The following is a 19,215-nucleotide window of genomic DNA, read 5'->3' as shown; positions in this document are numbered from 1 at the left end:
GAGAATTTATCCATGCTATACTACAAACATAGTAAGTTTAAGGAGGATTTCAAATGGCAATTGTACATGCAACAGATGCAACTTTCCAAGATGATATTAAAGAAGGGTTAGTACTAGTAGACTTTTGGGCTGCTTGGTGCGGACCTTGTAAAATGATTGGACCAGTTCTTGAAGAAATGGATGCTGCAGGTAGTGCGGCTAAAATTGTAAAAGTAGATGTAGATAACAACCAAGGTACTGCAGCGCAATACCAAATTATGTCTATCCCATCTTTATTACTTTTCAAAGACGGTGAATTAGTAGACAAAACTGTTGGTTTCCAACCAAAAGAAGCGTTAGAAGCATTTATCGCAAAACACGCTTAATCTATTAGAAAAAAAGAGTCGAGCCATCAATAGATGTGCTTGGCTTTTTTTCGTTATATAATAAAGGGAGAGCTATGGATAGGGCAATGTGGTGTGCAAAGCTCTATAAAAAGGAACGAACGCTAGTTTAACAAAAAGGGGGGCAGGTAGGCGATGAATGATTTAATTAAACGAAAGCTTGAAATTTTACCAGATCAGCCTGGCTGCTATTTGATGAAAGATCGACAAGGTACTATTATTTATGTCGGGAAAGCAAAAGTGCTGAAAAATCGAGTACGCTCGTATTTTACTGGTACGCATGAAGGGAAAACACAGAGACTTGTAAGCGAAATAGAAGATTTTGAGTACATTGTGACATCCTCCAATATCGAGGCATTAATTTTAGAACTTAATCTTATAAAACTACATGACCCGAAATACAATGTTATGTTGACGGATGATAAAACGTATCCGTATTTAAAAATTACAAATGAAAAACATCCACGACTTATTACAACACGAAAAGTGAAAAAGGATAAGGCAAAGTATTTTGGTCCCTATCCAAATGCGTATGCAGCAAGTGAGACGAAAAAGCTGCTAGATCGTTTATATCCTCTTCGAAAATGTGTACAACTTCCTTCAAAGGTTTGTTTATATTATCACATGGGGCAATGTCTAGCTCCTTGTGTGAAAGAGATTGATGTTGACACTTACAACGATATGATTGAAGATATGACAAAATTTTTAAATGGTGGGGTTGAAGAAGTAAAAAAAGAGCTAGAGGTAAAGATGCTAGCGGCCGCAGAAAATTTAGAGTTTGAACGTGCAAAGGAATTTCGCGATCAAATTGCACATATTGATACAGTCATGCAAAAGCAAAAAATTGTATCAAGTGATACAACTAACCGCGATGTATTTGGTTATGCAGTCGAGAAGGGCTGGATGTGTGTGCAAGTTTTCTTTGTCCGTCAAGGAAAGCTCATTGAGCGAGATGTCTCGATATTTCCGATTTATCAAGAGGCAGAAGAGGAATTTTTAACGTTCGTTGGGCGCTTTTATGACAAGCTAGAGCATATCAAGCCTAAAGAAATTTTTATCCCACAATCTATTGATGCGGATATTTTAACGGAATTATTAGAAGTGAAGGTACTAACACCAAAACGTGGGCAAAAAAAAGAGCTTGTTGATTTAGCGATTAAAAATGCTGAAATTGCTGTTGCAGCGAAGTTCCAGCTTATTGAACGTCAGGAAGAACGAACAATAGGAGCATGTGAGGCGCTCGGTGAAGCTATGGGCATTTCTGTGCCTTTACGGATCGAATCTTTCGATAATAGTCATATGCATGGAACAGATGCTGTATCTGCAATGGTTGTATTTATCGATGGTAAACCTGCAAAGAAGGAGTATCGAAAATACAAAACACGTACAGCTGCTAAGCACGATGATTACGGGGCAATGCAGGAAGTGATCCGTCGTCGCTATACACGAGTATTAAAGGAAGGTCTACCTTTACCAGATTTAGTACTAATTGATGGCGGGAAGGGGCAAATGGAAGTCGCGCGGGAAGTATTAGAGGATGAGCTCGGCCTTGTCATTCCAATTGCCGGATTAGCAAAAGATGACAAGCATAATACGTCTCAGCTTCTATTTGGTGATCCACCTGAAGTAATTGCATTAAAGCGCACAAGTGATGGCTTCTATTTACTGCAACGAATTCAAGACGAAGTACACCGCTTTGCTATTACTTTCTTACGACAGCAGCACGAGAAGCATGCTATACAATCTGTTCTCGATCAAATAGAGGGAGTTGGTCCAAAGCGAAAACAGCAATTACTTAAGCATTTTGGCTCTGTCAAAAAAATTCGTGAGGCAAGTGTGCAAGCATTACAGGAAGCGGGGATGCCAGCAAGTCTAGCTAGCAATATCCACACTTATTTTCATTCAGAAGAAAACACTACATCCGAAGGGTAAGTGAGATGAATGTAGATGGAATTCCTTTTCGGTGGGTGTCCAAACGCCTGTACCTGTCACTACGCTTTCGGTACAAAAGACATTTGCTGAATGAAAATAGAGCCTCCGGCGGATCTCACGGAATCGGAAAAGAGTTCACAGGGGATGTTAGCCTAAAACCATCGCATCCGTGCGATAACGGTTAACTGACCTTCATCGGTAAAAACGCCACGTCCTGTGGCATTACCGAAATGACCGACAACCTGTCGGCCCTCGTGTTGTTGCTGTCGCTTCGCTTTCGCACAGACAAAAACATGTTGCTGTCGCTTCGCTTTCGCACAAAAAACATCTGCAGGCCTAAGCACAAAGCCGATTTCGGACGCATTGTTTATCTGTAGCGAAAGCAAAGTCGTAGCTACAATTACGCCAAGGCGAAATTGATTTTATACAAGAGACATTGTCAAAGGATTAGACGTATGCTAAGGTTTGTATATAACATAGCTATTCAATATAGCAATGTCATACACAGCATCTTAGTTTTTAAGTAGTTTCTACTTATTAAATTGGAAATTTCTTCGCTAAGATTCAATTAAATACAATCACTTTTTAGTGATGATAGAGGTGCAAGGTTCAAGAGTAGTACATACGAGGACGAACAAGTCCAGTGAAAATGTATGAAAGGGGAACTTGCCGAAGTGGAGCATCGTTGTTTCCGATGTTGTGCTGGTTTTACATTTAAGAGATGTAAGACTGTCGATTCTAAACGTTTCGGAGAGCTATCACACATGCGCAAGTTACTTTTATTGTACATGTTATAGGCAGCTTTCACGTTATGTGAGAGCTGCCTTTTTAGATTCCTCGAAACAACATTTTTTCAAGGCTGTTACTCTTACCTAAGAGTTGAAGGGTGTTATTTGCTTTTGCGATATTTTTTGTGAATAGCTGCAAAGTTATAGCTACTTTATAATCAGCGAAATGATTAAATACGAAGGAGAATGAAGATGGATAGAATTGTGATGAAATTTGGTGGTGCTGCATTAGCATCATCTGAACACATTCAAGATGTTGCGAAAAAGGTGATTGCACAAAAGGAAAGTGGTTTTGATATTGTCGTTGTCACTACAGCAATGAGAGGGACGTCTAAAGAATTAGCAAAGATGGCTTGTAATCTATCGGACAATGCGTCTAAACATGAACTAGACGTACTATTGACAACAAGCTCACAACTATCATGTGCATTAGTGGCAATTGCTTTGCAGGAAGAAGGTTATGATGCAGTGTCATTAACAGGCTGGCAAGCAGGTATTCAAACTGATGAGGTGTATGGCAATGCACGAATTGATGGGCTAGAAGCTAGTCGAATAGAAGAGTATTTTACTCGGGGAAAAATCGTCGTCATTGCAGGGGGACAGGGAATCAATAATTCACGGAATATTACGACGCTTGGTAAAGGTGGTGCGGAGACGACGGCTTTAGCTATTGCTGCAGCTTTAGAGGCGGAGCGCGTAGATATTTATACGAATGTGGATGGAGTCTATACAGCTGATCCAAGTCAGGTTGCCGGGGCACAAAAGTTAAAAGAAATTTCCTATGATGAAATGCTAGAGCTATCAAACTTAGGATCACAAATTTTACACCCACGGGCTGTAGAAATAGCAAAGAAGTTTCAAATCCCAGTTACCATTCGGTCAAGCGAAAAAGATACAGAAGGTACTTTATTGAAGGAGGAAGTTGAAATGGAGAAAAATTTAATTGTCCGTGGTGTTGCCTATGAGTCAGACGTTATTCGCCTCACGGTAGGGTATGATGCTTATTCTAATGCTTCGTTAGCAGATATATTCACAATACTTGCAGAAAATCGCATAAACGTTGATATAATCGTACAAGCAATAATTGATGGCTTAAAGCCGACTGTATCATTCACTATTTTAAAAGAGGAGTTCGCTGATGCATTACGTGTCCTAGAAGATAGTAAAGTATCACTAGGGTTTAGTTTTGCTGATTTTGAAATCGGTTTAGCGAAAGTTTCTATTATTGGTTCAGGAATGGCATCTAATCCGGGGGTGGCTGCCCGTATGTTTGATCGTTTACGTCGTGAAGATATCCCTGTAAAAATGGTAAGTACTTCTGAAATAAAAGTGTCTGTCGTTGTTCCTCAGGACGAAATGATTCGTGCAGCAAATGCATTACATGACGAATTTAACCTCTTTCAGCAAATGTCTCCGAAAGCGTAGCGACAGGTACAGAAATCTCCTTTAAGTCACTTTTCAGAGGGTATCCAAATATTTGCTGAAATAAAGGAACTCAGTCTAAGAACGCCACGTCCTGTGGCATTACCGAAATGACCGACATCGTGTCGGCCCTCGTGTTGCTGACGCTACGTTAGCACTGCGCTTCCGCACAAAAAACATCTGCTGGCCTAAGCTCAAAACCGATTCCGGACGCAATTATGCCGAGGCATAATTGATTTTAGAACAAGCGCTTTACATATAATATTGAATAGGATGTGTCATTAAATGGCACATCTTTTTTTGTTTACATTAATTTCATACTTTATCTAATTTTATTATTATATAATAAAATGTGACATGTTTTTCCAAGGGGAAGGTGGGAGTTAATATGGTGTTATTCGGTTTGTTTCAAAAGCCAGTGGATGAAAGCGTTGAGCAACACAACGATTTAGAAATAAAAATATTAAAAAAGCGAATTCTGGAATTAGAACTTGAGCAGGACAGTATTGATGTGAAAAATGCGATTTTAGACTTTGTACTTGCACATATGGAGTTAATAAATTTTCAAACGGCTTTAAAGGTTCAAAATGTCTCAGCAAGTGTAGGGGATATTTCAGCAATGAGTGAAGAAATGTCGTCAAATACAGAAGAGATACTTGCAGTTGAGCAAAATGTTAATGCAAACATTCAAGAAATCAAACAACATTCATTACTCCTTGTAGAGGAAATGGAATCGTCCATTACAAAAGGTGAACTGGTTCAGGAGTTGCTGTCTAAAGGAGCTCATTCAACAGAGCAGTTGTATAATGAAATAACTAAAATGGATGAAATTGGAAAAGATGTAACTGGGATTGCTGATCAAACACAACTACTATCTTTAAATGCTTCTATAGAAGCTGCACGTGCTGGTGAGCATGGAAAAGGATTTAATGTTGTTGCGATGGAGGTAGGGAAGTTAGCTAACAGCTCGAAAGGTTCATTGCAAGAAATGACGAAGATTCGATCAGTCATTGATAAGAAATTACATAATACAATAACAAATATCAAAGAAGTCGAACATTATTTAACGGACTTTTTAAGTATCATGAAGAACAATATTACTAATTTGACTGTAACAAGTAAAAATATTGAAGAAACAGCACATGGCATTGATCAAATAACAGTCGCATCAGAAGGAAATGTAATAGCTGTAGGACGTTTAGCAGAAACAACGACGGAATTATCTCATACTAGTGATTTCTCGGATATAATACAAAATCAAGTATCTGAAATGCTAAAAGTTATCGCCCCTACAATCCGTAAGCCCAAAGAGCAAACGGTAGTTAGCCAATTGGCAGCAAGGTTAATGGATCATGCAAGCTTTTTAAGAAATGCTATACAAAAGGCTGGCCATAAAGAAATTATAAAAACGCATCATGAATGTAAGTTTGGAGAATGGTATTATGGCCATTTTGAAGAATATCGGAATTTACCAGAATATCTTCATATAGAACAACCTCATGAATTAGTACATATAGCTGCACAAAAATTAGTGAATGAATTGTCAATCAAAAACTTAGAGGAAATGATTCAATACTCACTAAATATTTTAGAAGCGTTTATTTCGTTAATAGATGTACTTTTAAAAGAAAGACATGCCCTGTTATAAATATTAAAAGGATTGTCATCCATAAATTTGGAATGACAATCCTTTTCGTTTTATTCTGAAGGAACGGTGTTCATGATTCGTTCCTTGACGTCCCATTTAACTGTAAATGTAACGTTCTGTTGCTTTTCACGTTTTTCATCATAGCATTCGGTTAAGTAACCTTTTGCTTGCTGGATTTGTTCAGCTATAAATCCTGCCTCGAGTCTAAAGCTACGAAGACCGATTTGTAACAGTTCTGGATCATTTGTCAACTGGAATGTACGTCCATCCTTCGATTCCTTGACAAGCTCTAAATTACCCCAGCAGGCATCTGCGAAAAATGCGATAAGTTCATCTTGACTTTTACATGGGAACTTCCGTGCTAGGTCTTTTCCTGCCCAGTAAAGAACATCACCTTCATGTTTACCAAGAATGGAAGATAAAATATAATCGCGAATTATCTCATAGCCAAAAGCTGAGATTGTAGGTGATGAAGTGTTTAACATTTAAATCCTTCTTTCTTAGAATTTTCTTATAATTTGACGCTGATAAAGTAAAGATAGATTTATCGAGAAAAAACGATGCATCATGTACTAGATTATTACTTTAATAAGGAATACGAAAAACTCTTAGTTGCCTTGACGCTCGTAGCTCTTGAGAGTACAATAAACATGTCATAATATTGTACCATGATGAAATACACAGTCAATGAAGTATCAGTTACAAAATGATGACTTCTTTTGTTGTGATATTTTAAGTACTAAGGGGGGTAACAGTCTTGTCGAAAGATCGAGAGTTTTTATGGCGTCGCTTACATTCTCTACTTGGTATCATTCCAGTAGGTCTGTTTTTAACGATGCACCTGTTAATTAACTTTACAGCAACAGGCGGAGCAGAAAGTTACAACGCAGCTACCGCAAATATGGAAAAGATTCCATTCCTTATCCTAGTTGAATGGATTGTCATCTATATTCCATTAATGTTCCACGCATTTTATGGTGTCTTCATTGCATTCACTGCTACACCAAATACAGGACGTTTCAGCACATACCGTAACTGGATGTTCTCATTACAACGTTTCACTGGTGTATTCTTAGTGATTTTCATTGCATGGCATATTTTCCAAACTCGTATTCAAAAAGCACTTGGTGCAGAAGTTGATTACGACATGATGGCGGAGATCGTTTCTAATCCATTCATGCTTGGATTCTACATCGTTGGTATTATATCAGCAACTTTCCACTTATCTAACGGTTTATGGGCATTCTTAGTAAGCTGGGGTATTGTACAATCTCCTCAGTCTCAAAAGATTGCTACTTATGTAACAAACATTATTTTCGTAATTCTAAGTGTAGTTGGTGTGGCTGCTATTTTAGCTTTCGTTTAATTTTATAGAAGCTACTATAGAGTACATGCAATCATTGCAATTTTTTAAGAGGAGTGAGAAATAATCATGGCGAAAAGCAAAATAATTGTTGTCGGCGGCGGTTTAGCTGGTCTGATGGCAACGATTAAAGCAGCTGAAGTTGGTACTGAAGTTGATTTATTCTCATTAGTTCCTGTAAAACGCTCACACTCTGTATGTGCGCAGGGCGGAATTAATGGTGCGGTAAATACAAAAGGTGAAGGGGATTCTCCTTGGATCCACTTTGATGATACAGTATACGGTGGGGACTTCTTAGCGAACCAACCACCAGTTAAGGGTATGTGTGATGCAGCCCCTGGTATTATTCACTTAATGGACCGTATGGGTGTAATGTTCAACCGTACACCAGAAGGTCTTCTTGACTTCCGTCGTTTCGGTGGTACTTTAATGCACCGTACAGCCTTCTCAGGTGCAACAACGGGTCAGCAATTACTATACGCACTAGACGAGCAAGTTCGCTCTCACGAAGTAGCTGGTTTAGTGAACAAATATGAGCACTGGGAATTCCTTGGTGCAGTAGTCGATCCTGACGGCGTTTGTCGTGGTATCGTAGCGCAAGATATGCGTACAGAAGAAATCAAATCATTCCGTGCAGACGCTGTTATTATGGCGACTGGTGGCCCTGGTATTATCTTCGGTAAAACAACAAACTCTGTAATTAATACAGGTTCTGCTGCTTCTATCGTTTACCAACAAGGTGCTTCATACGCGAATGGTGAGTTCATTCAAATTCACCCAACAGCGATTCCTGGAGATGACAAAAACCGTCTAATGTCAGAATCAGCTCGTGGTGAAGGTGGCCGTATTTGGACTTACAAAGACGGTAAACCTTGGTACTTCCTAGAAGAAAAATATCCTGCATATGGTAACTTAGTACCACGTGATATTGCAACACGTGAAATTTTCGACGTTTGTGTAAACCAAAAACTTGGTATTAACGGCGAAAACATGGTATACCTAGATCTTTCTCATAAAGATCCGCATGAATTAGACGTTAAACTAGGTGGTATCATCGAGATCTACGAAAAATTCGTAGGGGATGACCCACGTAAATTACCAATGAAAATATTCCCGGCAGTTCACTACTCAATGGGTGGATTATGGGTAGACTATAACCAAATGACTGAAATTCCTGGTCTATTTGCAGCAGGTGAATGTGATTATTCTCAACATGGTGCAAACCGTCTTGGTGCGAACTCATTATTATCTGCTATCTATGGCGGTATGGTTGCTGGACCAAATGCAGTAGATTACGTTAAACATCTTAAAAAGCATGCTGAAGATCTTCCGCAAGAAATTTATGATGCTCGCGTAAAAGAAGAGCAAGAAAAATGGGATGCTGTCATGAAAATGGATGGCACAGAAAACGCTTACTTACTTCATAAAGAGCTTGGCGAAATGATGACAGCTACTATGACAGTAGTACGTTACAACGATCAACTTCAAGATACATTGAATAAACTTGATGAATTCCAAAAACGTTGGGAAAACATTAACATCAATGATACACAAAAATGGAGTAACCAAGGTGCTCACTTTACGCGTCAGTTGAAAAATATGATTTACCTAGCAAAAGTAATGACAAAAGGTGCATTATTACGTAACGAATCTCGTGGTGCACACTATAAACCAGATTTCCCGAACCGTGATGATGAGCAGTTCTTAAAAACTACAATGGCGAAATTTGACCCAACTACTGGTGATCCAATTATCACGTACCAAGAAGTCGACGTTTCATTAATTCCACCACGTAAACGTGATTACTCTGCGAAAGGAGACTAAGAATTATGAATATCGCAGCTAATACTGGAAGAATGGTCAAAGTTGAAATTTTACGTCAAGATACACAAGGTGGCAACGGCTACTGGCAGAAATTTGACATTCCTTACCGTCATGGTATGAACGTCATTTCTGTATTAATGGAAATTCAAAAGAACCCGGTTATGTCAAATGGTGAAAAAACAACACCAGTTGCATGGGATATGAACTGTCTTGAAGAAGTTTGTGGTGCATGTTCAATGGTTATTAATGGACGCCCACGTCAATCTTGTTCAACACTTGTTGACCAATTGACTGAGCCAATTAAACTTGAGCCTATGAAAACTTTCCCAGTTATTCGTGACTTACAAGTTGACCGTGAACGTATGTTCAATGCACTTAAAAAAGTTAAAGCATGGGTTCCAATCGATGGTACTTATGATTTAGGTGAAGGTCCACGTATGCCAGAAGGTAAACGTCAATGGGCTTATGAATTATCTAAATGTATGACTTGTGGTGTATGTATGGAAGCATGTCCAAACGTGTCTGAAAAAGCTTCATTCATCGGACCTGCACCATTATCACAAGTGCGTCTTTTCAATACTCACCCAACTGGTGCAATGATTAAAGACCAACGTTTAAATACGATCATGGGTGATGGAGGCCTTGCAAACTGCGGTAACTCACAAAACTGTGTTGCTGCTTGTCCAAAAGGTATTCCTTTAACAACATCTATCGCATCATTAAACCGTGCAACTACAGTGCAAATGTTCCGTAACTTCTTCGGTTCTGACCACTACGTTGACTAATAGTACAAGCTTTTACTCCCTTACACTCAATGTGTGAGGGAGTTTTTTTCTATGGAAATTATCAAATAAGTTTATAGATTAACTACTTGTAAATGCCCGATTTGTAAAGACTGATAAAACTCCCGCTGACTAATGTTTCGCATGATAGGAAGTTCTCAATAGGGGGTACTTTTAAGAAAAACTAAAAATGATGATTTAAGTACAGCATAGAAAGATTTCATTGCATAAAATAAGGAATTTTTAAATATAACGAGCTAAAATGTAAATTTTCTATGATAAAATAGTATTTTGCTTTATAATGAATGCATATTCATTTATCAATTGCTAATTCCTTCTACTGTTTACTGTTTGGGAAGAGGCGAATGAAAATTAGGGGGATGGCTAAGATGAAAGCAAATTATATCGGAGATTTTCAGGAATGGACTAAGGATTTTGCATTTTATATTGAGATCCGTGTACGTTTTTCAGAAACGGATATGTACGGTCATATGAATAATACAGTTAGCTTTACATATTTTGAACAGGCACGAATTGATTATTTCCGCCATTTAGGTGTTCTCATGCCATCAGCAATGGATGAAAATGTAGAGGGGATTCCGATTGTAGCTGACTTACAGTGTGATTACGTGAAGCAAGTTTTCTTTGATGATGTGCTCAGAATTTACACGAAAGTAGCGACAGTAGGGAACTCATCAATGGATATTCATTATTTAGCGAAAAATCAGCATGATGAGGTTTGCTTTACAGGTAGGGGGACGGTTGTGCAAATGAACCCTCGAACTGGGAAGAGTGTACCCTTATCTGAAGAGACAAAAACTCAGCTAGCAAGCTTGGTGATTATTTAATGATCTGTCGACGGTTGAAATTGCATTTTCCCATTGAATTTATTCTTTTATGGAAGCAATTTCCGATTTTTTTTTAGGAAACACGAGATATTAATGAAAATAGCCGTCACCGCTCCTCATTCCTTAACATAAGTTACAATACGTGCGGGGGAGGAGGGTGTAACTGAAAATGAATGGCTCTCATCATCGTTCTCTTTTAACAAACCGAGAACGTGAAATATTTGCGCTTTTATTAGCTGAAAAAACAACGAGGGATATTGCAGAGCAACTTGGTATTAGTGAAAAAACAGTGCGAAATCACATTTCCAATACAATTCAAAAGTTAGGTGTAACAAATCGATCTCAAGCGTTAATTGAGCTGTTACGCTTAGAAGAATTTAAATTAGACTAAAAGGACACTTGCTATTTTAGAAAAAAAACGACAAAATAGAACTATTCAACGTATTTTTAGGAGTGAAATAGTTATATGTCGGATGAAGTAACAAAACACTCACCTGAAACCGTTGCAACGGTTGAAAAGGAATTACGCTATATAGCGGCGATTGTGAAGCAAAAAGGAAGAGAGATTGTTTCGCAATATGCGATTACGCCGCCACAATTTGTTGCATTACAGTGGTTAGAAGAGCTTGGCGATATAACAATTGGCGACCTGTCAAATCGACTATACTTAGCTTTTAGTACAACAACAGATTTAGTGGACCGTATGGAGAAAAATGAATTAGTGAAGCGAGTGCGTGACGAAAATGATCGTCGTGTCGTTGTTGTTCATCTTCTCGAAAAGGGCGAACGTATTATTCAAGAGGTTATTGAAAAAAGACAGCAATATTTGCAAGAGAAGCTTGTTGGTTTTAACGAACAAGAAGTCGCGCAATTATCAAGCTATTTAGAAAAACTACATGTACACATGAAACAGGATTGAGGCGGAAAGTATGAATGCCCCGATAGGCGTTATTGACTCAGGAGTAGGCGGTTTAACCGTAGCAAAAGAAATAATGAAGCGATTACCAAATGAAACGATCTATTACATTGGTGATACAGCAAGATGTCCGTATGGTCCAAGAACTCGACAAGAAGTGCGGAATTTTACTTGGCAAATGGCTAAAGCACTAGAAAAAATGAATATCAAAATGCTCGTCATTGCTTGTAATACAGCGACTGCAGTAGCACTCGAAAGTTTACAAAGAAATATGCCTTTTCCGGTACTAGGCGTTATTAATGCTGGCGCACGTGCAGCTGTAAAGAAAACGAAGCGACATGAAGTCGTTGTGCTTGCAACTGAAGGAACAATTAAAAGTGGGGCGTATGAGGAAGCCTTATTATCACTGAATACGTCAACTCATATTATTCCACTTGCTTGTCCAACATTCGTACCACTTGTAGAAAGTGGCGAATATAAAGGTGAATTTGCAAATGAATTAATTGCGGAAGGCTTAAAGCCACTGAAAAATGAACAATTTGATACGGTAATACTAGGATGTACGCATTATCCAATTTTGCAAAAACAAATTGAAGCTGTTGTGGGAGAAGAAGTTTTTGTGCTATCTTCCGCAGAGGAAACAGCAAAGGATGTTCAAGAAATGCTTGCTTATAATGGCACTTTGGCTGACCCAGACACTGTGCCTGTTCATAGATTTTATGCAACGGGTTCTGTGCCAATTTTCCGTTCAATTGCTGAAAATTGGCTTGAGCAAGGTACTCTTCAAATAAAACGTATGACATTAAAATAAAAAATCAGCTTAGCTATGAGCTAGGCTGATTTTTGACGTTTTTAGCATGGTACATAGGGAATGAGCACTTTTTTGAAGATCAAAATTATGTTAAGATGAGTGCGCGAAAGTTTTTAGGAGGAACGAAAAATATGACAAGATTTGATGGAAGAAATGTAGATGCACTGCGTCCAGTGAAAATAGATAGTGAGTATTTATTGCACCCAGAAGGCTCAGTTTTAATTCAAGTAGGTAATACGAAAGTAATTTGTACAGCAACGATTGAAGATAAGGTTCCTGGTTTTTTACGTGGACAAGGCAAAGGATGGATCACTGCAGAATACTCGATGCTACCTCGTGCGACAGCACAGCGTACAGCACGCGAATCTTCTCGTGGCAAAGTCAATGGCCGCACAATGGAAATTCAACGATTAATCGGTCGTGCATTACGTGCAGTCGTGGATTTAGAAGCACTTGGTGAACGAACTGTGTGGATTGACTGTGATGTGATTCAAGCAGACGGCGGGACACGTACAGCTTCAATTACAGGAGCATTTGTAGCGATGACACAGGCAATTGCTAAGTTTGCTGAAGAAAAACAATTAAAAAAATTCCCAGTAACAGACTATTTAGCTGCAACAAGTGTTGGTATTGTAGAGGATCATGGGGCCGTTTTAGACTTGAACTATGTAGAAGATGTCGCTGCTGCTGTAGATATGAATATCGTCATGACAGGAGCAGGACGATTTGTTGAGCTTCAAGGTACAGGTGAAGAAGCAACCTTCTCTCGTGAAGAGTTAAATGAACTACTGGAGTTAGGTGAAAAGGGCATTCAACAATTGATTGCACTTCAAAAAGAGACACTAGGTGAATTAGCTAACAAAGTGGGAGGTAATGAATAACATGAAACAAGTAGTAATTGCGACAAAAAATAAAGGAAAAGCAAAAGATTTCGAAGCGTTATTTGGACCACTTGGCTATGAAGTTGTAACGATGTTTGATGTTGCCCCAGAGATGGAAATAGACGAAACAGGCACTACCTTTGAGGAAAATGCTATCCTAAAGGCAGAAACATTAGCAAAAGAGCTTGGTACAATTGTTATTGCTGATGATAGTGGCTTAGCTGTGGATGCATTAAATGGTGAACCAGGCGTGTATTCTGCACGTTATGCTGGTGATCATGATGATGAAGCGAACATGGTTAAACTACTAGAAAACTTAAAAAATGTCGAAGATGAAAAGCGTTCAGCACGCTTTTGCTGTTGCATTGCTATTGCAGGGCCTGGTTTTGAGACGACAACAGTTTTTGGTACTTGTGAAGGTGTTATTGCTCACGAAAAACGTGGCACAAACGGATTTGGTTATGATCCAGTCTTCTTTGTCCCAAGCTTAAACCGCATGATGGCAGAGCTTTCAGCCGATGAAAAAGGAGCAATTTCCCACCGTGGGAATGCGATTCGTAAGTTAAAGGAACAATTACCTAATCTTATAAAATAAGAGGTGATATCCATGCAAATACTTGTCATGAGTGATACACATGGCGATAGTAATGTGATTGAAAAAGTTCGTGGCTTTTACCCAAATGTCGATGCAGTCATTCATTGTGGAGATAGTGAGCTTCCTTTCTCCCATAAAGCATTAGAGGGAATGAAGAAAGTACGAGGTAATTGTGACATTGATAAAGCTTTCCCTGATGAGGAAGTATTCGATTTAGAGGATGCTACAATCTTTGTCACACATGGCCATTTATTCAATGTTAAAACTTCTATCTTGTCTTTATCCTATCGTGCCAAAGAAGTAAACGCGCAAATTGCGTGCTTTGGTCACTCTCATGTTCTTGGGGCGGAAATGATTGATGATGTATTATTTTTAAATCCGGGGAGCTTATTAAAACCACGGGGTCGTAAAGAAAAAAGCTTTGCCCTTGTAGAGGTTGAAGATACTTATTTTGAAGTAAAGTTCTTTACGGATGATAATAGCTGTCTTTCCACCCACAAGTTTATGCGAAAATGATGAAATAAAAACGCTTAAGTTATAGAAACTCTAAGCGTTTTTTGTTTTATCCCGGAATCAGTACAAATGGTAAAAATGGCTATGAATTGTTTATGATGAAGTAGAAAAAATAAATATAAACGATACGAAGGAGAAAACATGGAAAATAAAATGGGATGGAATTTTGATAATAGCTATACCCGCCTACCAAGCATTTATTATACAACAATCAATTTAAATCCAGTTTGCTCATCAAAGTTAATCATGTTAAATGAATCAGTAGCCAATTCACTTGGATTAAACAGCAATGCTCTGCAAAGCGAAGAAGCGGTAGCAATTTTTGCAGGTAACTCCAATCCGACCGGAGGCACACCCATTGCACAAGCTTATGCAGGGCATCAATTTGGTCATTTTAATATGCTAGGAGACGGAAGAGCACTGTTATTAGGTGAACAACTAACACTAGCTCATGAACGCTTTGATATCGCACTAAAAGGCTCAGGAAGAACGCCTTATTCCCGCGGAGGAGATGGCAGAGCAGCACTTGGTCCAATGCTACGTGAATATATTATGAGTGAAGCTATGTATGCACTTGGCATTCCAACTACTCGAAGTTTAGCTGTCGTGACTACAGGCGAAACGATTCTCCGCGAAACAGAGCTTCCAGGTGCAGTTTTAACGCGTATTGCAAGCAGTCATTTGCGTGTTGGAACTTTCCAATATGGAGCGAATTTTGGAACGGAGGAGGAGCTAAAAGCATTGGCAGATTATGCTTTAGAACGGCACTTTCCCAATGCTGATAAAGCTCAAAATCGTTATTTAACCCTACTACAAGAAGTTATAAAGAAACAAGCGTCTCTTATTGCAAAATGGCAGCTAGTTGGTTTTATTCACGGGGTCATGAACACAGATAATATGACCATTAGTGGGGAGACGATTGATTATGGTCCTTGTGCTTTCATGGATACTTATGATCCAGCGACAGTATTTAGCTCGATTGATCGACAAGGACGTTATGCATATGGTAACCAGCCTAATATCGGAGGATGGAATTTAACACGATTTGCCGAATCATTAATAACGTTAATCCATGAGGATGAGGAAGAAGCTATACAAGTAGCTCAAGAGGCTCTAAAGCAATATCCTCAATTGTATTATGCCAACTGGATAGCAGGTATGCGAGCAAAGCTAGGGATATTCAACGAAGAAGATCAGGACGTGGCACTTATTGAAGAACTTCTAAAGTTAATGCAACAACATCAAGCAGACTATACGAATACATTTATCGAATTAACCTTTGAAAAATTCACTGAATCAGCGTTGTTTAGTACAGAAGAATTTAAAGAATGGCATAAAAATTGGCTTGGAAGACTAGAAAGACAGCAAGAAACAAAAGACATGTCTCAGCAATTAATGCGTGAGCACAATCCAGCGGTTATTCCACGAAACCACCGAGTAGAAGAAGCATTAGAGGCTGCTGTTGAACAGGAAGACTATAGTGTAATGGAGCGATTACTAGAAGCTCTTGCTCAACCTTTTGCCCATTCTAAAGAGCAGCAGAAATACGCGACATTACCAACACCATCTAACCAACCATATCGCACGTTTTGTGGCACATAAGTTGAAAGTACAATTGCCAAGGAAATTTTTATGAGTGTTGGGGCGCTTTAATCGAAGGTATTTCTGAGCACAGATAAACAATATCGCTCAACGCATTGCTTTCGCACGAAAATGCATCTAACTGAAATTTCTTTTTATCACGATAAAATTTGAGTATATGGCAGAGGACATGCTAAGTGAAGTGGTTGATCTTCGTTACGACTGGGCGACTCCTTGGGGATTAGCGATAGAGGTACGAAGGCTAAAACCATCACATCCTGTGATAACGCCTTCGTGACCAACGTTGTGCTGTTGCTGCCGCTGCGCTTTCGCACAAACAAAAACCTCTGCTGTCGCTACGTTGCACTCACGCTTTCGCGCAAAAAACATCTGTTGGCCCGAGACCCTGCAGCGAAGCGGCTCATCGGACGCCCCCAGGAAGCTATGCACTGTGCGAAAGCGTAGCGACAGCAACAACAAAGCGCCCGGTCGGAACGGAAATCAACCCCTCGTTTTGTAGAAGAGCCATACCTGAATATGACATTTTAATTTCATTGAAAACGAAGGATAAATTCTTCGTTTTTTATTTTTTAAAAATTGTCACTACATAAATTCCTGAGCATACGCTATGTATGAATAGTAGTGAAGGGGAATGTGTACAGTGCATAAGTATTCAAAAGGTTGGTTTGTAAAGCAACTTCGAGATCATGGTATTTTGGTGCATCCACAATTTAAAAGTCATTTAGGCAATTATAAAGAATCCGAACTGCGTAATTTATATTACCGATATGTTGAAAAAGAAACGGAAACGTTAGATTCAGAACAAAAATAATCATGTTCGTTTGAATAACTCCTTCGTAGGAAATAATTTAACTACAGAAAGGAGTTATTTTATGTGGAGTAAATCATGGGTTTTGACGCAAATTTGGCAAGATGTGTTGTTCTTACATTGGCCGGTAGCACCAAAGGATTTAGAGCAGTACATTCCGCAAGAGTTACAATTGGACCTCTATGAAAATAACGCTTGGCTTAGTGTTGTCCTTTTTAAAGTTAATGGACAACGACTAAGATTCCTACCACCATTACCAGGAGTGGATTCCTATTTGCAGTTAAATGTCCGGACATATGTTACATATAACGGCATGAAGGGAGTCTATTTTTTAAATTCAGATATTACGAATCGCTTTATTGTCCAAATAGCTAAAAAGGGCGGTTTAACATATCGCCATTCTAAAATATCTATAAAACAAAATGAGAACAATTTTTCGTTTGCAAGTTTATATTACGGTGCACTGGCAGAAAGGCTGAAAATTTCATATCAACCGATTGCCAGTGAAATAATTAGTTCTACCTTTGATAAATGGTTAGTGGAACGTTATCATTCTTGGTCAAAATGGAAAAATTCTTTATTTCGCATAGACATAGAGCATCTGCCATGGCAGCTACAACGAGTCCACGTTAATATTGAAAGCAATACAATAGCGCCATTTGTGAAGGAATTAATACAAGGCTTTCAACCGATTGCTCATTATTCGAAGAGTAAACTGGCTAAAATTTTCTCGCCAACTTTGGAAAAGAAATAACCAATTTATTTTACGTTAATAAAAGAGGTAATAAAATTGCTTAACAATGGCGCTTGCAATCATATCCGACATAGCAAGTGCCTCTGCTTCAATGTCGTCAAAAACTTCAACATCTTCTTGATAGTTTTTCTGAATCATAGTCACGGCTTCTTTTTTTGTTAAAGCTAAATGTGTATAGAACATTTTTTGCACTTCTTCCATACTCAAGTATGGATTAATTTGACTTAAAAATATGGCAATGTCGTCAGCATTACGATACCATTCTTTTTCCTTTGCATCCGCTGTTGCTGTATCTCCTTTGGCAGCTGCAGTTACTAGCTGCGCAGCAATAAGAAGATGTTCTTTAACCAGCTCAGTATAACGATCAGCAATTTGGTCGCCGTAAAAAGGACGTAGACAATTACCTAAGTCCGTCGCATTTTGTAACAGTCGCTTCTGTACAAAGGGTAAATCAGGTAAGCCAAACACTATACTAATAATCGTCATCCTCGTCCAATTGACATGCTCCATCCATAATAAACGATTCATAGCCATAAAATCTGCTTCAGCCCTACTGATATAGCGACGAGGATCGTTCTGCGGCAATAAAAAATGGCGAACAGGTGCAGTATATTGTGTGGAAGTAGTTTTATATAACGCACTTAAAGGACTAACGTAATATCCACTTGAATATGGGTACAATGTATATCCACTCCCTCTAGTTTTTCCTTCTACTGTAGAATACTCAGAGGTATTTCCATATATGAAAAGACAATGTTATGAGAGGAGTGAATATGGCTGTTTTTCATACATCATTTTCTTTATCTTCCCACCACCAACTATTAGATTAATGCCGCCTGTAGAAAATTATTTGTTTGAATCAAATCATTCCATTCATCCACTGTTATGTTCATAAAAAAATTTATGTTGAAATTTACCCGCCTTATTAATTAAAATATGTATAGTATCGAATTGAACAACAAGACATCCTGTTCTTTTGTATTAGCTGTCCAATCCCATGTGCACCGCCAGTTACGACAACTACTAAATCTTTAAACATGTTAGCTACCACCAGTCTTTTGCTTTGTATTATTTAACAAAAGTAGAGTAGAGAGATGGCATAATGAGGTACAGGAAATCATATAATATTAATAATGAGGCAAACCTTGCCTTCATAGTAAAATTAATGTTGACTTTATTGTAAAAAGGACATATAATAAATATTGTCCTTGATATGGACTACATAAAAATAACATCATGTCTCAGTAGCTCAGCAGGATAGAGCAACGGCCTTCTAAGCCGTCGGTCGGGGGTTCGAATCCCTCCTGGGACGTCATTGCAAGCCTTACAGCCACAACGGTTGTAA

General features: G+C 38.6%; 20 protein-coding genes, 1 tRNA gene and 1 riboswitch. Of the genes, 18 read left to right on the top strand and 3 right to left on the bottom strand.

What is annotated here, in order from left to right; genetic code table 11:
- Window positions 1-53 precede the first annotated feature (53 nt).
- Window positions 54-365 carry a thioredoxin gene (gene trxA, locus AC3WSK_RS24860; RefSeq protein ID WP_004226420.1) on the top strand — a complete coding sequence of 104 codons (312 nt, stop codon included), beginning with the start codon at window positions 54-56 and terminating at the stop codon, window positions 363-365.
- 153 nt (window positions 366-518) lie between these two features.
- Window positions 519-2,315 (top strand): excinuclease ABC subunit UvrC, encoded by a 1,797-nt coding sequence (gene uvrC / locus AC3WSK_RS24855; protein WP_492412941.1) that lies wholly within the window; start codon window positions 519-521, stop codon window positions 2,313-2,315.
- A gap of 152 nt (window positions 2,316-2,467) precedes the next feature.
- Here uvrC and AC3WSK_RS24850 read toward each other — a convergent pair whose 3' ends face one another.
- Window positions 2,468-2,701 (bottom strand): hypothetical protein, encoded by a 234-nt coding sequence (locus AC3WSK_RS24850; protein ID WP_492412942.1) that lies wholly within the window; start codon window positions 2,699-2,701, stop codon window positions 2,468-2,470.
- A gap of 201 nt (window positions 2,702-2,902) precedes the next feature.
- A riboswitch (Lysine riboswitch) is annotated at window positions 2,903-3,081 on the top strand.
- A gap of 214 nt (window positions 3,082-3,295) precedes the next feature.
- On the opposite strand from AC3WSK_RS24850, the gene AC3WSK_RS24845 reads away from it, so the two are divergent.
- Both AC3WSK_RS24845 and AC3WSK_RS24840 read left to right on the top strand, forming a co-directional pair.
- The gene (locus AC3WSK_RS24845) at window positions 3,296-4,528 is read left to right on the top strand and encodes an aspartate kinase (RefSeq protein WP_492412943.1); all 1,233 of its coding nucleotides are present in this window, start codon (window positions 3,296-3,298) and stop codon (window positions 4,526-4,528) included.
- Window positions 4,529-4,913: 385 nt separating this feature from the next.
- The gene (locus AC3WSK_RS24840; RefSeq protein ID WP_492412945.1) at window positions 4,914-6,173 is read left to right on the top strand and encodes a methyl-accepting chemotaxis protein; all 1,260 of its coding nucleotides are present in this window, start codon (window positions 4,914-4,916) and stop codon (window positions 6,171-6,173) included.
- Window positions 6,174-6,223: 50 nt separating this feature from the next.
- On the opposite strand, the gene AC3WSK_RS24835 is transcribed toward AC3WSK_RS24840, so the two are convergent.
- Window positions 6,224-6,658 (bottom strand): YslB family protein, encoded by a 435-nt coding sequence (locus AC3WSK_RS24835; RefSeq protein ID WP_079563162.1) that lies wholly within the window; start codon window positions 6,656-6,658, stop codon window positions 6,224-6,226.
- A 272-nt stretch (window positions 6,659-6,930) separates the two neighbouring features.
- On the opposite strand from AC3WSK_RS24835, the gene AC3WSK_RS24830 reads away from it, so the two are divergent.
- The 13 genes from AC3WSK_RS24830 (at window position 6,931) to AC3WSK_RS24770 (ending at window position 17,870) form a co-directional block, all read left to right on the top strand.
- Window positions 6,931-7,539 carry a succinate dehydrogenase cytochrome b558 subunit gene (locus AC3WSK_RS24830; RefSeq protein ID WP_079563161.1) on the top strand — a complete coding sequence of 203 codons (609 nt, stop codon included), beginning with the start codon at window positions 6,931-6,933 and terminating at the stop codon, window positions 7,537-7,539.
- 66 nt (window positions 7,540-7,605) lie between these two features.
- Window positions 7,606-9,360, top strand: a complete 1,755-nt coding sequence (gene sdhA, locus AC3WSK_RS24825; protein ID WP_079563160.1) for a succinate dehydrogenase flavoprotein subunit — start codon at window positions 7,606-7,608, stop codon at window positions 9,358-9,360.
- Between the two features lie 5 nt (window positions 9,361-9,365).
- The gene (gene sdhB, locus AC3WSK_RS24820; protein WP_079563159.1) at window positions 9,366-10,145 is read left to right on the top strand and encodes a succinate dehydrogenase iron-sulfur subunit; all 780 of its coding nucleotides are present in this window, start codon (window positions 9,366-9,368) and stop codon (window positions 10,143-10,145) included.
- Between the two features lie 386 nt (window positions 10,146-10,531).
- Window positions 10,532-10,990, top strand: a complete 459-nt coding sequence (locus tag AC3WSK_RS24815; protein ID WP_079563158.1) for an acyl-CoA thioesterase — start codon at window positions 10,532-10,534, stop codon at window positions 10,988-10,990.
- Window positions 10,991-11,159: 169 nt separating this feature from the next.
- Window positions 11,160-11,381: a helix-turn-helix domain-containing protein gene (locus AC3WSK_RS24810; protein WP_004226437.1), complete on the top strand. Its 222-nt coding sequence runs from the start codon at window positions 11,160-11,162 to the stop codon at window positions 11,379-11,381.
- 75 nt (window positions 11,382-11,456) lie between these two features.
- A complete protein-coding gene (locus AC3WSK_RS24805; protein ID WP_053484913.1) occupies window positions 11,457-11,909 on the top strand; it encodes a MarR family winged helix-turn-helix transcriptional regulator in 453 nt (150 codons plus the stop codon).
- Between the two features lie 10 nt (window positions 11,910-11,919).
- The gene (gene racE / locus AC3WSK_RS24800) at window positions 11,920-12,717 is read left to right on the top strand and encodes a glutamate racemase (RefSeq protein ID WP_079563157.1); all 798 of its coding nucleotides are present in this window, start codon (window positions 11,920-11,922) and stop codon (window positions 12,715-12,717) included.
- A gap of 131 nt (window positions 12,718-12,848) precedes the next feature.
- Window positions 12,849-13,598: a ribonuclease PH gene (gene rph / locus AC3WSK_RS24795; RefSeq protein WP_079563156.1), complete on the top strand. Its 750-nt coding sequence runs from the start codon at window positions 12,849-12,851 to the stop codon at window positions 13,596-13,598.
- Between the two features lies 1 nt (window position 13,599).
- Complete coding sequence (locus tag AC3WSK_RS24790) at window positions 13,600-14,193, top strand: XTP/dITP diphosphatase (protein WP_492412948.1); 594 nt, start codon at window positions 13,600-13,602, stop codon at window positions 14,191-14,193.
- A 12-nt stretch (window positions 14,194-14,205) separates the two neighbouring features.
- Window positions 14,206-14,709 (top strand): metallophosphoesterase, encoded by a 504-nt coding sequence (locus tag AC3WSK_RS24785; protein ID WP_427483040.1) that lies wholly within the window; start codon window positions 14,206-14,208, stop codon window positions 14,707-14,709.
- 138 nt (window positions 14,710-14,847) lie between these two features.
- The gene (locus tag AC3WSK_RS24780; RefSeq protein WP_492412950.1) at window positions 14,848-16,308 is read left to right on the top strand and encodes a protein adenylyltransferase SelO; all 1,461 of its coding nucleotides are present in this window, start codon (window positions 14,848-14,850) and stop codon (window positions 16,306-16,308) included.
- 631 nt (window positions 16,309-16,939) lie between these two features.
- Complete coding sequence (locus AC3WSK_RS24775) at window positions 16,940-17,119, top strand: DUF2639 domain-containing protein (RefSeq protein ID WP_349659277.1); 180 nt, start codon at window positions 16,940-16,942, stop codon at window positions 17,117-17,119.
- 61 nt (window positions 17,120-17,180) lie between these two features.
- Entirely contained in the window at window positions 17,181-17,870 is a 690-nt protein-coding gene (locus AC3WSK_RS24770; protein ID WP_492412952.1) for a YqjF family protein, read from the top strand.
- Between the two features lie 15 nt (window positions 17,871-17,885).
- Here the strand turns inward: AC3WSK_RS24770 and AC3WSK_RS24765 are convergent, their stop codons facing one another.
- The gene (locus AC3WSK_RS24765; protein ID WP_492412953.1) at window positions 17,886-18,551 is read right to left on the bottom strand and encodes a hypothetical protein; all 666 of its coding nucleotides are present in this window, start codon (window positions 18,549-18,551) and stop codon (window positions 17,886-17,888) included.
- 557 nt (window positions 18,552-19,108) lie between these two features.
- On the opposite strand from AC3WSK_RS24765, the gene AC3WSK_RS24760 reads away from it, so the two are divergent.
- Window positions 19,109-19,182 (top strand) — tRNA-Arg (locus AC3WSK_RS24760).
- Window positions 19,183-19,215 lie beyond the last annotated feature (33 nt).

Source organism: Lysinibacillus sp. EB271-A1-10B, assembly GCF_058791335.1.
Note: the sequence above shows the minus strand (reverse complement) of the source record. Positions and strands in the feature narration are given on the sequence as shown.